At 67.5% G+C, this 14384-nt stretch carries 13 protein-coding genes; all 13 read left to right on the forward strand.

The features are described from left to right. The first annotated feature begins 21 nt into the window (after nt 1–21). The 13 genes from QUS11_11195 to QUS11_11255 all read left to right on the forward strand — a co-directional run bounded on the left by QUS11_11195 (nt 22) and on the right by QUS11_11255 (nt 14285). Complete coding sequence (locus QUS11_11195) at nt 22–1026, forward strand: hypothetical protein (protein MDM7993861.1); 1005 nt, start codon at nt 22–24, stop codon at nt 1024–1026. A gap of 3 nt (nt 1027–1029) precedes the next feature. After that, the gene (locus QUS11_11200) at nt 1030–1863 is read left to right on the forward strand and encodes a hypothetical protein (protein ID MDM7993862.1); all 834 of its coding nucleotides are present in this window, start codon (nt 1030–1032) and stop codon (nt 1861–1863) included. Next, complete coding sequence (locus tag QUS11_11205; protein MDM7993863.1) at nt 1853–4288, forward strand: helix-hairpin-helix domain-containing protein; 2436 nt, start codon at nt 1853–1855, stop codon at nt 4286–4288. The genes QUS11_11200 and QUS11_11205 overlap by 11 nt, the downstream gene beginning before the upstream one ends. A gap of 13 nt (nt 4289–4301) precedes the next feature. After that, nucleotides 4302–5501 carry a hypothetical protein gene (locus QUS11_11210; protein ID MDM7993864.1) on the forward strand — a complete coding sequence of 400 codons (1200 nt, stop codon included), beginning with the start codon at nt 4302–4304 and terminating at the stop codon, nt 5499–5501. A gap of 7 nt (nt 5502–5508) precedes the next feature. After that, nucleotides 5509–7110 (forward strand): bifunctional UDP-sugar hydrolase/5'-nucleotidase, encoded by a 1602-nt coding sequence (locus QUS11_11215; protein MDM7993865.1) that lies wholly within the window; start codon nt 5509–5511, stop codon nt 7108–7110. Next, a complete protein-coding gene (locus QUS11_11220; GenBank protein MDM7993866.1) occupies nt 7107–8504 on the forward strand; it encodes an FAD-dependent oxidoreductase in 1398 nt (465 codons plus the stop codon). The genes QUS11_11215 and QUS11_11220 overlap by 4 nt, the downstream gene beginning before the upstream one ends. Before the next feature lie 41 nt (nt 8505–8545). Continuing rightward, entirely contained in the window at nt 8546–8971 is a 426-nt protein-coding gene (locus tag QUS11_11225; protein ID MDM7993867.1) for a DUF2085 domain-containing protein, read from the forward strand. A gap of 61 nt (nt 8972–9032) precedes the next feature. Beyond that, nucleotides 9033–9749, forward strand: a complete 717-nt coding sequence (locus tag QUS11_11230) for a hypothetical protein (GenBank protein MDM7993868.1) — start codon at nt 9033–9035, stop codon at nt 9747–9749. A 265-nt stretch (nt 9750–10014) separates the two neighbouring features. Continuing rightward, nucleotides 10015–11346, forward strand: coding sequence for a cyclic 2,3-diphosphoglycerate synthase (locus QUS11_11235; protein ID MDM7993869.1), 1332 nt, complete (start codon nt 10015–10017; stop codon nt 11344–11346). Between the two features lie 5 nt (nt 11347–11351). Continuing rightward, nucleotides 11352–11687: a ferredoxin family protein gene (locus QUS11_11240; GenBank protein MDM7993870.1), complete on the forward strand. Its 336-nt coding sequence runs from the start codon at nt 11352–11354 to the stop codon at nt 11685–11687. After that, the gene (locus tag QUS11_11245; protein MDM7993871.1) at nt 11684–12823 is read left to right on the forward strand and encodes a 2-oxoacid:acceptor oxidoreductase subunit alpha; all 1140 of its coding nucleotides are present in this window, start codon (nt 11684–11686) and stop codon (nt 12821–12823) included. The genes QUS11_11240 and QUS11_11245 overlap by 4 nt, the downstream gene beginning before the upstream one ends. Further along, nucleotides 12823–13668: a 2-oxoacid:ferredoxin oxidoreductase subunit beta gene (locus QUS11_11250; GenBank protein ID MDM7993872.1), complete on the forward strand. Its 846-nt coding sequence runs from the start codon at nt 12823–12825 to the stop codon at nt 13666–13668. Before QUS11_11245 ends, QUS11_11250 begins: the two co-directional genes overlap by 1 nt. After that, nucleotides 13665–14285, forward strand: coding sequence for a 2-oxoacid:acceptor oxidoreductase family protein (locus QUS11_11255; protein MDM7993873.1), 621 nt, complete (start codon nt 13665–13667; stop codon nt 14283–14285). The genes QUS11_11250 and QUS11_11255 overlap by 4 nt, the downstream gene beginning before the upstream one ends. Nucleotides 14286–14384 lie beyond the last annotated feature (99 nt).

The following is a 14384-nucleotide window of genomic DNA, read 5'->3' on the forward strand; positions in this document are numbered from 1 at the left end:
GGCGGTACGGGGGGACAGCGCATGAAGGGATCAGTGTTTCTGGCGTCGCTCCTGGCACTTCCTGCGGCGGCCGTCACGGTCGGCGAGGCCAGGGCCGACATCGACGGCGACGGACTCCCCGACCTGCTCGGACAGGTCGTGACCATCACCGCCGTGGCGACATGCGAACCGATGCTCTTCTCGTCGGGCTCCGGGGCGGGCTTCTACGTCCAGGACGCCACGGGAGGCATCAACGTCTACTCCTACGAGCTGCCCGGATTCCCCGCGGGCCCCGGCGACACGCTGCAGATCACGGGCGAGATCGCCCAGTACAACGGCCTTGTCGAGATATCGCCCGACACCCAGGGGGACTACGTGTTCGTCGGTTCGGGCCCTGCCCCCGGCCCCATGCAGCTCGCCCGGCACCAGGGCATGGGCGAGGCCGTCGAGGGCCTGCTGGTGAGGGCAGGCGACCCCGGCTCGGGTGAGTGGGTCACCATCGCGAGCGATCCGGTCCAGTCCGGTGCCGGGTGGAACCTGACGGCCTGGAACGGCCAGACGTCCATCGCAGTGAGGGTGGGCGGGTCCACCGGGATCGACGTCACCGGCATCCATGCCGGCGACAGGTTCTTCATCACCGGGATCGGCGGCCAGTACGACTCCGAGCCGCCCTACGACTCCGGCTACCAGCTCCTCCCGAGATACCAGTCCGACCTCCAGCCCTTCTCGCCATCCGTTTCGAACTACTTCCACCTGGATGTCTTCGGCACGCCCTTCGCACCATCGCTGGGCGAGAGCATGCAGTTCGAGTTCGGGGGTCCGTCGGGATGGAGGTTCACCGTGAAGGTGTTCGACAGGTCCGGGCGCGAGGTGGCCAGACCGGTCGAGTCGCGCATGGGCGGCGACGTGATGGAGTGGGCCGGACTCGACGACCACGAGGAGGCGCTTCCCATGGGACCCTACCTCATCATGCTCGAGGGCATCGACGGGGACGGCGAACGATACGTGACCACCGAGACCGTGGTGGTCGCGGCGGACCTGGAGTAGGCCATGAAGACAACAGGATGCCTCCGCCATGCAGTTCTGTTCGCCGTGGTGATCCTGTCCTCCCCGGCAGCCCTCGCGGCTTTCGAGGAGCTCGAGCTGGGCGTCGCGGACCAGGCCATGGGAGGCACGGGCGTTGCAGGCACGGGCCTGCCCTCGGTGCTCTCCAACCCCTCGTGCCTCGCGCATGGAGGAGGCACGTCCGCGTACGCCTCGAGCCGCCTGCCCTTCACCGTGCTCGACCTGGCCACGCACGGGCTGGACGTTTCCACCCCCCTCGCCGGGAACTGGGCAGCCGGCCTGTCCATGAGGGCCTTCGGGTCGGGCGACTATTCCGAGATGCTGGTCGCGCTCACCGCATCGGGCCGCCTCGGCCGCGGGATGTATTTCGGCATGCAGCCCGTGTTCGGCAGGGTCGACATAGCGGACGGCCAGAGCAGCTACGGCAGTGCATCGGCCTTCTCGCTGAACGCCGGCATGCAGGCCGAGGTCTACTCCCGCTGGATGCTGGCCGCGTCGGTTAGGAACCTGTTCGAGTCGCGGATAGGCGAGAGCTCCGAGAGCTTCCACCGGAACCTCGACGTCGGCCTGGCCTACGAGCCTTCGGCCGGCCTGGTGACCAGGTTCGTGCTGTCGAGGGACTACAGGGGCATGAGGATCCGGTTCGGACAGGCCGTCCCGGTCGGCCCCGTGTCGGTCCTTGCCGGAGTGCGCACCGACCCCGCCGTCATCACCGCGGGCCTTTCGGCCTCGGTTTCGGGCATCGAGTTCCAGTACGGGATCGAGAGCCATCCCGACCTCTCCCCGACCCACCAGTTCGGGGTGGGCTATGCTTTCTAGCGCGATCCTGCTCGGCCTGGCCGCGATCGCCCTCCCGGCCCTCGACCTCAACTCGGCCTCCCTCGAGGAGCTCCGGGCCCTCCCCGGGATAACCGACGAACAGGCCGGGGCCCTCTACGGCTACATCCTCGAAACCGGCGGGCTGGGAGACATATACGACGTCATGGAGGTGCCGGGATTCACGGCTTCCGATCTGGCCTGGCTGAAGGACAACTCGGTCGTCGTGCCGCCCCCTCCGGGCCGGATCAGCCCCGCGGTGCTGGACGTGATGGAGCGCCTGGCGGTCGAGGACGGCCCGGGCGACGCCGCGGTCGCCCTCTGGGAGGATCTCCTGATCAGGCCCATGCCCGCCAACGAGCTCACGACGTGGGACCTCAGGAAGCTCGAAGGCGTCAGCCTGGTCGATGCGGCCGCGGTCGAGGGCAGGCTGGCCACCCTAGGGCCCGTGTCGAGCGTGACGTCGTTCAGGGGCACCGACAACCTGACCTACTACGGCTTCCGCAACATGCGCGACTTCGTCTCGGTACGGGAACTCGACCTCAGCAGCATGGAGCCGTTCGGCTCAGTCCGGGTCGCGGTCGATGCGGGATCGGGGAGCTGGTACGACGAGGAGGGGCTGGAGGCCGGCCTCGACGAACTTGGCGGCGCCCTCGCCGACTTCGAGTCGGGGGGCCGCGGCTACTCCGGCTGGGGGATCGACAGCCTCGCCCTCTACGAGAGGATTTCCGCCGAGCGCGAGGAGCTGATGGGCGCCAGGCACGTGACCGGCAGCGAGGAGACCGTCCGGGTCGGCATGGGCGACCGTCTCAGGACGGGGGTCCGCCTCTCCAGGGGCGCCGGCTCGACCGCCGGGCACGGGCTCTTCTCCGGCATGGATCTGGGCGGCGCCGAGGACACCTGGGACGTGGCCAAGGGGTTCGCATCCCTCCAGTACCTCGGGCCCGTGCGGCAGGTGATCCTGGGCAACTACAGGCTCTCCCTGGGCCAGGGCCTGATGGTGGACAACACGGACGAGTTCATGAGCAGGACCATGTACCGGCCCTGGGGCCTCAACCCCGACCTGACCTCCACCAGGCAGTTCGCCTTCACCGGAGGAGCTGCCGAGGTGAGGGCGGGCAGGTTCACGGGCTTCGGCTTCTTCTCCAGCGCGCCCCGCGACGCGATACTCAACTCCGACGGCACCCCGAACTCGCTCGTCCTGGCGAAGTGGCGCACGTCGGACATGGCTGATGCCGTGAGGGAGACCACGGCGGGCGGATACGGCATCGTCGACCTCGGAGGGGTCCTGCCGTACGGCACCGCCTTCGGGGCCGGGGCGATGTCCATCGCGTGGGACGACTCCCTCGCCCCCGATCCCGCCGAGATCGACATCCCGGGCGACGCCGAACCGTTCATCTGCTCCGAGTACTCGGCCATGCCCTCGGGCGACGGCATGAGCGTATTCTCCATCAGCGGGCAGACCGTCCTGGGACCGATGTCGCTCGAGGGCGAGGCAGCCCTGCAGGACGAGGACGCAACGGCCTTCCTCGCCAGCGCGCGCTGGCAGAACGACTGGTTCTACCTGCTCGGGGCCTGGCGCAGGTACGGGCTCGGCTACACGAACCCGTACAACAGGGGGTTCGCCGAACAGGGCAGGTTCGACGACACCACGTTCGAGAAGCCCTACTACCTGAACGATCCCCTGATGTGGCAGATGGCGGACTGGCCGGTGCCCAAGCCTGAGGAGGGCCTGTACATCGAATCCAGGTTCCAGATCAGCCGCCAGATCGTCGTCCCCCGCGTCTATCTCGACGTCTGGAGGTCCATCCCCTGGGGGTTCGAGAACTGCAGGTTCCAGGGCGAGGTCGAGTACAGGCCGGTCTTCCCGGTGAGGTTCAGGCTGAAGTACAAGTACCAGGACAAGACCAAGATGCAGGACATCGTCCCCACGAACTCGGTGACGCACGAGGTCACCCTGCGCACGTTCATACTGCCTGCGGGGAACGACTTCTTCGAGGTGTCGCTCAGGGCCGGGGCGGTCGAACTGACGCCCAACCCGAGGTACGACGACGACCGACTGATGGCCGGGGGCTTCATAAGCGCCCGCTGGGAGCACCGCTTCACCGAGGACTTCTCGGTGCTGGGCGGCACCACCCTCTGGACGACGGACGGCATGAGCCAGTGGGAGTTCGAGGACACCGGGATAGACTTCCTGGACGGACGGGGCTCCAAGGTGTACCTGACGATAAAGCAGACCGTATCGGACTTCCTGCAGCTCCGCCTGAGGATACTCCGGAAGGACACGTACTTCCCGCGGACCGGGCTCTACAGGCCGGACCCGGACGACCAGTACTACTACGAGGGGGACGGCTCCTCGCTGGTGAGGGACTTCGGCGACCACAGGGCGGGCTACGGGATCAACTGCCAGCTGGACTTCCGCTGGTAGGCCGGGAGAGCAGATGAAGAACATCTCGATCGCATTGCTCGCGGCTTCTGTCGCGGGAGCCTCCGGCCTCCCGGGGATCCTGCTCGAAGGCGGAGGCTGGACGGGTTCCCCCAGCGCGAGGGCGCTGGCCATGGGCAGGGCGGAGTTCATGGATGCCTCCGCAATCGGCTCTCTCACGAACCCCGCCGCGGCATCCCTCGCGGCCGAGGGGCTCGTCGTCCAGCTCTCCGGGGGCCTGGACATGCTCGTGGAGAGGCGCACGAGGACCGTCTACGACTCGTTCGGCAGCTCCATCGGGGAGGCCGAGCACGCGTTCAACAGGAGCTCCCCGATCGTGCCGGGCGCCGTCGCCGCGACTCTGTCGGGGGTCGGGGGCATGCCCGAGGGGCTCTCCCTGGCCTTCGGATGGGTGGAGAGGGCATCCTTCGCATACGGGTACGACAGGACCGTCACGAACGACTACTACGTCACCATCGGGCAGGAGGACCTGTCCTGCGGGGGCTTCGCGGCCGAGGCCTGCGCATCGGCCGCCCTCGAGGTGTCCGATGCGGTCACCGTAGGCATCGGCGGGGGCTGGCTGCACGGCTTCCGTGACGTGGCCTGGGACGTGGTCTGGGTCGATCCCTCCGTCCCCGACATCGGCGAGGAGACATCCTCCGACCTCGAAGGCTTCACCGGCAGGGTCTCGGTGGCATTGTCGCCGCGGGAGGATCTCGGCGTGGACTTCGGAGCCGAGAAGACACTCTCGGCCTCGTGGGACGGCGACACCGGGGGCGACCTCTCCCTGCCGCCGCGCCTGAGACTCGGGTTCTCGTGGCTCCCGGGCAATGCCCTCAGGACCAGGTTCACTGCCGAGGGCTCGTACTACGCCGCCTCGAACGCCGAGTTCGACGGTGCGGACATGGGTCTGCGCGACGGCTGGAGCGTCTCCACCGGCATCGAGAACCTGATCCCCCGCGGCCCGGCCTGCAGGTTCGGCTTCAGGTACGACAGGTCGCCGGTCTCCCGGGCCCTCGACACGGCGAGCTTCACCGGCGGGATGGGCTTCGAACTCGGGGAATGGGCGTTCGACGCGGGAGCCTGCTTCACCCCCTCCTCGTGGGACCAGCAGGACCTCCCCGGGCTCGTCTCCTTCGACGACGGAGACAGCCTCAGGGTCGAGGAGACCGGCACCATGCTGATGCTGTCGGCCTCCCGGGCCTTCGAGCTGTAGGCGCGGCATGAGGGCGCGCGGCTCGGCGGCCATCCCGCTGCTGCTGCTGGCGGCGGCGGCCGGCGCCAGGGTCTTCTCCCTGGACATCATGCACACCAACGACGTCCACGGAGGCATCACGCCCCGCGACGCCACCTTCCTCAATCCCGACTTCCCGCCCCTCATAGGAGGCGGAGCCTGGCTCCTCTCGTACGTGGAGTCGGTCAGGGCCGAGAGGGAGGCCGCCGGCGGCTACTGCCTCCTCGTCGACGCCGGAGACGTCTATCAGGGCACTCCCGTCGGGAACTACGACACCGGCGCGAGCGTGATCGAGTGGATGAACTACGCCGGCTACGAGGCGATGACACTCGGCAACCACGACTTCGACGACGGTGTCGCGAACGCCCTGGCGCTCGCCCGGGACGCGGACTTCCCCGTGCTGGGGTGCAACTTCGTGTCCCAGGAGGACGGGGCCATCCCCGGTCCCGTCGAGCCCTGGATCATGCTCGAGTACGAGGGCGTCGAGATCGCCCTGATCGGGCTGTGCACCACGGATACCTGGGGCCTGGTGGACCCCGCGCTCCTCGAGGGCTACGCCTTCCTGCCGGAACAGGAGGCGGTCGAACGCCGGATCGGGGAAGCCACAGCCCGGGGAGCCGACCTGGTGTTCCTGCTCTCCCACCTCGGCCAGCCCTCGGATCCCGAACGCTACGTCGAGCGTGTCGTCGACTCCCTGGAGGCCGGGGCCGGCTTCGAGAAGGACTTCGCGCTCAACAACGCCGAGCTCTCGACCCTCATCCCGGGGATCGACCTGATCATCTCGGGGCACACGCACTACGGCCTCAGGACCCCCTGGATCAATCCCTACACCCACACGATCGTCATCCAGGGATACGCCAACGGCACGGGGATCTCCCACCTCCGCCTCTGGATCGACTCCGAGGCGGGCGAGGTGGTGGGATGGGAGTGCCCTGCGGGCGAGGCGCTCGTGAACCTGCTCCACGACGAGTTCCAGCCCGACACGACGGCCGGTGCCCTCATCGAGGACTTCAGGATGGTCGCCGAATCGGGTCTCGACATGGTGATCGCAGAGGCCTCGGAGGAGATAATGCGGGGCGGGGCGGAGCACCCCATGGGCAGGCTCGTGGCGGACGCCATGCTGGCGGCCACGGGCGCCGACGTGGCGCTCATGAACAGGGGAGGGATACGGGCCTCGATCCCGCGCGGTCCCGTGACCCCCCGGATCGTCTACGAGGCCATCCCCTTCGAGGAGGAACTGTACCTCGTGCAGCTCTCCGGGGCCGACCTGCTGCGGGTGCTGGAGACCGGCATGCAGGGGCGCCGCAGGGACATGGAGCCGGCCGGGTTCACGGCGGTGCGAAACCAGTCCCTGCCGGACGGCTCCAAGATCGAATCCCTCGAGATCGCCGGGGTGCCCGTCGATCCGTCCGCGACATACAGCCTGGTCACCACCGGGTATCTCGCCCAGGGCAACGTCGGCTACGACCTGCTCAGGGAGTTCGAGGCCGTGCCGGCGGGCGTCACGCTGTTCGACGCCGTGACGGAACACATCCGGGTTCTCGGCACGATCGAGAGCGACGATGCGCCGAGGGTGGTCTGGACGGAATGAAGCCCATCTCACCCGGCGACACCGCCGTAGTGCTGGGCGCCGGTCTGGCCGGGCTCAGCGCGGCCGACACGCTGGCCTCCCGCGGCATCCGCGTGGTCGTGCTGGAGAAGTCCCCCTGCGTCGGCGGCCTGGCTGCAACCCGCAGGAAGGAGGGCTTCCGCTTCGACCTCGGCCCCCACCGCTTCCACACGAAGAACGCCGCCCTGCAGGAGAGGATGCGCTCCCTCGTGGGCGGGGACCTGCTCGAACTCGAGAGGCTCAGCAGGATCAGGCTGCTCGACAGGTACTTCCTGTACCCTCTCAGCCTGGGCGACGTCCTCCGGAGGATGCCGCTCCACAGGGGCGCGGCGATGCTCGCGAGCTATGCGGCCGCGAGGCTCCGGGTGGCGGCAGGCGGCTCCAGGGACGACAGCTTCGAGAGCTGGGTGGTCAACAGGTTCGGGAGGGCTCTTTACGACGTCTACTTCGGCCCCTACACCGCCAAGCTGTGGGGCATGGACCCGAAGGACCTCTCGCCGGACTGGGCGAGCCAGCGGATCTCCGTACCCGATCTCTGGGGCCTCGTGAAGGAGACGATCTCGCCTGGCGAGGACAGGGCCAGGAGTCTGGTCAGCCTCTTCAGCTACCCGAGGGGGGGCATCGGCAGGATCGCCGACGCCCTGGCCGAAAGGGTCCGCGCTTCCGGCGGCGAGGTCCTCCTGTCGACCGGGCCCGGGTCGATCACGCGGACGGGGCGCGGGTTCTCCGTAGGCACAGCCGGAGGCGGCATAGAGGCCTCCGGCATCGTCAACACGATCCCGGTGACCGAGTATGCGGCACTCATGGGAGATCTCCTGCCGCAGCAGGCGGTCGAGGCATCCCGGAGCCTCCGCTTCAGGGCGATCGTGTACGTGGTGCTGAAGGTGGCCCGGAGGCCCGCGGCCCGTGACCACTGGATCTACACCCCAGAGGACGGGTACGGCTTCAACAGGCTCTCGATCGCCGAGAACTTCGATCCGGGTGCGAGCGACTCGGGCGCCCAGGTGGTGTTCGAGTACACCTGCAGCGAGGGCGACGCGGTCTGGCGCGGCGAGGGCGACCTGGCCCGGGAGTGCGCCGAGGGCGGGGCCCGGCTCGGGCTGTTCGACAGGGGCGACGTCACCGGGTCGACGGTCGAGAGGCAGCCCCACGCCTATCCCGTCTACGCGCACGGCTACGCCGAGGCATCCGGGGCCGTGCTCGACGCGCTCGACAGGCTGCCGGGGTCGGTGACGTGCGGCAGACAGGGCCTGTTCCGCTACAACAACATGGACCACTCGATGGAGATGGGGGAGCTGGCCGCCCTGGAACTGCTGGGCGAGGGTTCCGTCAGGGAGCGCTTCGACTGGAGCACCGGCACCTGGGCGGACGGCTGAGGCGCCTGCTCCCCGCCCTCGCCGGGCTGCCCGCGGCGCTGATGGCAGCGGCATCCCTGGTCCATCCGCTGCTCACGAGGGATCCGGCCGTGCGGCTCGGGAGCCTTCTCGCCACCACGTGCCACCGCATCCTGGAACGATGCATCCCGCTGCCCTGGGGTACGAGCGGGCTGTGCGCGCGGTGCACCGCCTTCTGGGCCGGCATGGCCCTCGCGGCGGCTCTCTTCCGGAGCCCGCTCCGCGGCATCCCGTTCCCGGTCAGGGTCGCCATGATCCTCCCGATGGCGGCCGACGGCTCCATGCAGCTCGCCGGTCTGTACGAGAGCACGCTTCTCCTGCGCATCTCGACGGGCATCCTGGCGGGGGCGGGCGTATCGCTGCTTCTGCTGGATGCGGCGGACCTCGTCCTGAAGGGACGGGACGGAGCACGCCGTCGGAGGGGGTCCGGCCGGCGCCCCGGGGGTTGACATCGGGCGCCGCATGACTAGTTTTCCACTGTGTTTCCCTAAATGCTGAAGGAGGTCCGGAGTGAAGAAAGTCCTGTTTGCCCTGATGATCCTGGTGGGCATCGTTTCAGCCGATCCCACGCGCATCCTCGTGTACTATGACTTCTACTCCCCCACCGGCGAGGCCGTGCTGGATGCCATAACGAACATCTGGCCGAGCACCGAGCTCGCGGCATATGACGGATGGCCCAATGCAGAGTACGCGCTCTTCAACGACGCACTGGCGACCGGTCCCTGGGACATGGTCATCGTCGAGTCCTGGTATGCCGCCAACAGCGATCTCAACTGGGCCGGCATCCTCGACTACTACAACGGCGGCGGCACCCTCTACGTCTCCAGCTGGAACTACAACTCCGCCGGCGGGCTCCTTTCCGCCATGGGCGTGAACGGTGTGGCCGGCTTCGGCTCGCCGGTCATCCCCCACTATGCGTGGGACGCCGCCCATGCCATCTGCGAAGGCATCACGGACTGGGGCTGGTTCGACCCGGGTCTGGGCATCGTCAACGGCAGGGTGACTGTCGGCTCGGCCACGCCGGTTACTGGGTGGACCTCGACCCCGACGGCCGGCCAGGGCGGCATCGTCGTATGCCCTGACGGGCACAGCATCGTCAGCGGCTTCACCGTCGCCTATGCCAACGACGGCGTGAACATCTGGGAGAACATCGTCCAGTTCATGTACGGCGAAGAGGGCCTCTCGTCCGCTACCTGGGGCGAGATCAAGGCCGGGTTCGGCAACTAGTCCCGGTTCCATCGGAACGGGGGGAGGGGGCTCCGGCCCCCTCCCCCTCGTTTCTGCGCTGCATCGCCGCCGTGCTCCGGCAGGCCCGGCCGGCCGTTCCGGAGGTTCGATCCCGCCGTGTTGACGCGGATATCCTATTTTGCATGATTCAGTTGCTTTGCCGGTCCGCCCGGGCCGGCAACCGTGACGGGAGAGGCCGAGCCGTCCTCCGGCTCGCTGTTGCTTTCCTGCAAGCTCGGCAACTGTTTGCGGAAAGGACCAGGACATGGCTAAGACGCGGGTGCTCATCCTCGGAGCCGCAGGGCGCGACTTCCACAACTTCAACACCGTCTATCGCGACAACGCGGACTTCGAGGTAGTGGCGTTCACGGCCACCCAGATCCCGGACATCGACGACAGGAAGTACCCGGCGCAGCTCGCCGGATCGCTCTATCCCCAGGGCATCCCCATCGTCCCGGAGGACGAGCTCGAGTCGCTGATCGCCGAGAAGTCCGTGGAACTCTGCGTGCTCGCCTACAGCGACCTCTCCGACAACACCGTCATGGCCCTCGCCAGCCGCTGCAACGCCGCCGGCGCCGACTTCACCATGCTGGGCGTCAGGAGGACAATGGTCGCGAGCACGAAGCCCGTCATCGCCGTCACGGCCGTCAGGACGGGCTGCGGCAAGAGCCAGACGACCCGCAGGGTCGCCGAGGTGCTCAAGGCCGCGGGGAAGAAGGTCGTCGCGATCCGCCACCCCATGCCTTACGGCGATCTCGTCGCCCAGAAGGTCCAGCGCTTCGCCACCATAGAGGATCTGAAGAAGCACAAGTGCACGATCGAGGAGATGGAGGAGTACGAGCCCCACATCGCGCGCGGCGTCATAGTCTATGCCGGCGTCGACTACGAGGCGATCCTCCGCGAGGCGGAGAAGGAGGCCGACGTCATCCTCTGGGACGGCGGCAACAACGACACCTCGTTCTACCGGCCCGACCTGACCATCACCGTCGTCGATCCCCACAGGCCCGGCGACGAGATCTCCTACTACCCCGGCCAGACCAACCTCAGGCTTGCCGACGTGATAGTGATCAACAAGATCGACTCCGCCTACCCCGAGGACGTCAACGAGGTCCGCGGCAACTGCCGCGAGGCCAACCCGAGGGCGACGATCATCGAAGCCGCGAGCCCCGTCTCCGTGGCCAACCCCAACCTCATCCTCGGCCGCAGGGTGCTCGTCGTCGAGGACGGCCCGACCCTGACCCACGGCGACATGGAGTACGGCGCCGGATTCGTGGCGGCCGAGCGCTTCGGGGCCGAGTCGCTCGTCGATCCAAGGCAGTTCGCCGTCGGTTCGATAGCCGAGACCTACGAGAAGTACTACTACGACCGCGAGGAGACGAACGTCCTCCCCGCCATGGGCTACGGCGACGCCCAGATGAAGGACCTCGAAGAGACCATCAGGCGCTGCGACTGCGACAGCGTCATCATCGCCACCCCGATCGACCTCGCGAGGGTCATAAGGATAGACAAGCCGTCGGTCAGGGTGACCTACGACCTCCAGGAGATAGGCAGGCCCGACATCGCCGACGTCCTGAAGGCGTTCACAGGGGTGAAGTAGGCAAAATGGCCAGGAAGACCGGTCAGGAGAGCACCGGGAACACGCCCCCGGTGGACCCGAAGGCTCCGCCCGCCGCGGCCCAGGCCCCGGAGGCGGCCGCCTGCGGCCAGGGCGAGACCTGCTCGTACGTGCACATCTTCCAGGAATGGTGCAAGGGGTGCGGCATCTGCGTGGCGTTCTGCCCGAAGCACGTGCTCGAGATGGGCAGGAACCAGAAGGCCTTCGTCGCCCGCCCCGGGGACTGCATCAGGTGCTATCTCTGCGCGCGGCGATGCCCCGACTTCGCCGTGACTATAACGGAGGAGCTGGAGCGTATCAGGCAGGAGGGGGCCGAGTCATGATACCCTGGGGAGAGACCAGGCTCGTCCAGGGCAACGAGGCGATAGCCCTCGGGGCGCTGGCTTCGGGCATCAGATTCTTCGGCGGATATCCCATCACGCCGTCGACGGAGGTAGCCGAGATACTCGCCAGGAGGCTGCCCGAGACGGGCGGCGTCTTCATCCAGATGGAGGACGAGATCGCGAGCATCAGCTCCGTCATGGGCGCGAGCCTGGGCGGGGCGAAGGCCATGACCGCCACCAGCGGTCCGGGCTTCAGCCTGATGCAGGAGGGTCTCGGCTACGGATGCATGGCCGAGATCCCGTTCGTCGTGGTGGACGTGATGAGGGCGGGCCCCTCCACCGGGCTGCCCACCCAGGTCTCCCAGGGCGACGTGATGCAGGCCCGCTGGGGCACGCACGGGGATCACCCCGTGATCGCTCTGTGCCCGGCGAGCGTCAGGGAGTGCTTCGACATGACGATCCGCGCCTTCAACCTCTCGGAGGAGTTCCGCACCCCCGTGCTGCTCCTGTCCGACGAGGTGATAGGGCACATGAGGGAGCGCGTGACGTTCCCCAGGCGCGAGGACGTGAGGATCCTCGACAGGCCCGTGCCCGAGACCCCGGTCGAGTGGTACGAGCACTACCATCCCGCGCCCTCGAACGTCTCGCCGATGGCGAGCTACGGGTCGGGCTACAGGTTCCACGTGACGGGCCTCACGCACGACAGGCAGGGCTTCCCGACCCGCAGGATCGACGAGGTCGACGAGAAGATGGCCCGCCTGAAGAACAAGATCGTCCGGCGCCTCGACGAGCTGGTGGAGGTGAAGACGCACGACGTGGAGCAGTCCAGGGTCGTGATCTTCGCCTACGGCTCGGTCTACCGCTCGGCGCTCGCCGCCCAGGTCATGCTCGAGAAGAAGCACAAGAAGGTCGGCGTGTTCCGCCCGGTGACCCTGTGGCCGTTCCCCGACCGCGAGGTGAAGGAATACCTTGACGAGAAGGACGTCGTGATCGTGCCCGAACTCAACCAGGGCCAGCTCATCCACGAGGTCGAGAGGCTCACCTCCGACTGCGTGCGGATAGTGCCCGTGCAGAGGGTCGACGGATACGAGATAACGCCCGAGGAGATAGTCGGCGCCGCGATGGAGGTGATGTGATGGCCGCGATCCTCCCGTACGAGTACAAGTATCTGCGCGCGAAGAAGAAATTCCCGCACGTATGGTGCCCGGGCTGCGGCATCGGGATCGTCATGGGCTCCATCATCAGGGCGATAGACAGCCTCGGGTGGAACAAGAACGAGATCATGCTGGTCTCCGGGATAGGCTGCACCTCGCGGATGCCGGTCTATCTCGACTTCAACACGCTCCACACCATGCACGGGCGCGCCCTCGCGTTCGCGACGGGCGTGAAGCTGGCCAACCCCGGCCTGAAGGTCATCGCGGTGATGGGCGACGGCGACGCCCTGGCGATCGGGGGCAACCACATAATCCACGCAGCCAGGCGCAACATCGACATCACCTCGATAATCGTGAACAACTTCAACTACGGGATGACCGGCGGGCAGCACTCGCCGACCACGCCGATGAACGCCGTCACCGCTACTTCTCCGCACGGGATGATCGAGCCCGGCTTCGACACCTGCGCCCTCCTGAGCGCCGCCGGCGCCTCCTTCGTCGCCAGGGCCACCGTCTACCACGTCGTCGAGATGGACGGGCTGATCAGGCAGGCCCTGGAGAAGAAGGGGTTCAGCGTCGTGGAGGCGCTCTCCCCCTGTCCGACCAACTACGGGCGGGCCAACAGGCTGGGCGATGCCGTGAAGATGATGGAGGAGATGCGGGACAACTCCGTGACCGTCACGAAGGCGGCGAAGATGACCCCCGAGGAGCTCTCGGGGAAGATCGTCCGCGGGGTGCTGGCCGAGCGCGAGGCTCCCGAGTACACCGATCTCTACAGGGATCTCTGCGAGCGGGTCCAGGGCAAGGCGGCGGAGGTGCCGAAATGATGCGGTACGCCGAGATCAGGCTGAGCGGCTCCGGCGGCCAGGGCCTCGGGCTCGCGGGCCGGATCATTGCCGAGGCAGCCATCACCGAGGACTACAACGTCTGCCAGACCCAGAGCTACGGGCCCGAGGCCAGGGGCGGCTCCAGCAGGACCGACATCATCATCTCGCGCGACGAGATCCTCTTCCCCAACTGCAGGGAGCTCGACCTCCTCCTGGCCATGAACCAGGAGAGCTGCACGATGTACAGCCCCGACGTGAAGGACGACGGGATAATCGTCGTCGACTCGACGTACGTCGACCAGCTCCCCACCGGCAACGTGTACTCGTTCCCCCTGACTACGGAGGCCGTGGCCGGGTTCAAGAACGCGCTGATGGCCAACATGATCGCGATGGGGATGATGTCGTCCCTGGTGCCCTTCTTCAAGGCCGACACGTGGCGCAAGGCGGTCTCCGTGATGGTCCCGGCCAGATTCCGGGATCTGAACCTCGAGGCATTCGACCTCGGCGCCAGGACCGGCAGCGAGCTCATGAAGAGCCATGCCGTGAAGAAGCCGGTGGCCTTCGACAGGAAGCAGCCGGTGCCGGAGTGCCTCAGGAAGAAGCCCCACCACTCCTGATCCCGTGAAGGCCCGGAGCCTTCGCGACGGAAACAGGCGGCCGGAACGCATCCCCTTCCGGCCGCCCGCATTTAATCCGAGCACCGTCTTCACCCCGAA

The sequence above is a fragment of the Candidatus Fermentibacter sp. genome (assembly GCA_030373045.1).
In the GTDB taxonomy this organism is placed as follows: domain Bacteria; phylum Fermentibacterota; class Fermentibacteria; order Fermentibacterales; family Fermentibacteraceae; genus Fermentibacter.

Coding starts and splice junctions, on each gene's coding strand:
- QUS11_11195 (MDM7993861.1), top strand. CDS start 22: ATGAAGGGATCAGTGTTTCTGGCGTCGCTCCTGGCACTTCCTGCGGCG.
- QUS11_11200 (MDM7993862.1), top strand. CDS start 1,030: ATGAAGACAACAGGATGCCTCCGCCATGCAGTTCTGTTCGCCGTGGTG.
- QUS11_11205 (MDM7993863.1), top strand. CDS start 1,853: ATGCTTTCTAGCGCGATCCTGCTCGGCCTGGCCGCGATCGCCCTCCCG.
- QUS11_11210 (MDM7993864.1), top strand. CDS start 4,302: ATGAAGAACATCTCGATCGCATTGCTCGCGGCTTCTGTCGCGGGAGCC.
- QUS11_11215 (MDM7993865.1), top strand. CDS start 5,509: ATGAGGGCGCGCGGCTCGGCGGCCATCCCGCTGCTGCTGCTGGCGGCG.
- QUS11_11220 (MDM7993866.1), top strand. CDS start 7,107: ATGAAGCCCATCTCACCCGGCGACACCGCCGTAGTGCTGGGCGCCGGT.
- QUS11_11225 (MDM7993867.1), top strand. CDS start 8,546: ATGGCAGCGGCATCCCTGGTCCATCCGCTGCTCACGAGGGATCCGGCC.
- QUS11_11235 (MDM7993869.1), top strand. CDS start 10,015: ATGGCTAAGACGCGGGTGCTCATCCTCGGAGCCGCAGGGCGCGACTTC.
- QUS11_11240 (MDM7993870.1), top strand. CDS start 11,352: ATGGCCAGGAAGACCGGTCAGGAGAGCACCGGGAACACGCCCCCGGTG.
- QUS11_11245 (MDM7993871.1), top strand. CDS start 11,684: ATGATACCCTGGGGAGAGACCAGGCTCGTCCAGGGCAACGAGGCGATA.
- QUS11_11250 (MDM7993872.1), top strand. CDS start 12,823: ATGGCCGCGATCCTCCCGTACGAGTACAAGTATCTGCGCGCGAAGAAG.
- QUS11_11255 (MDM7993873.1), top strand. CDS start 13,665: ATGATGCGGTACGCCGAGATCAGGCTGAGCGGCTCCGGCGGCCAGGGC.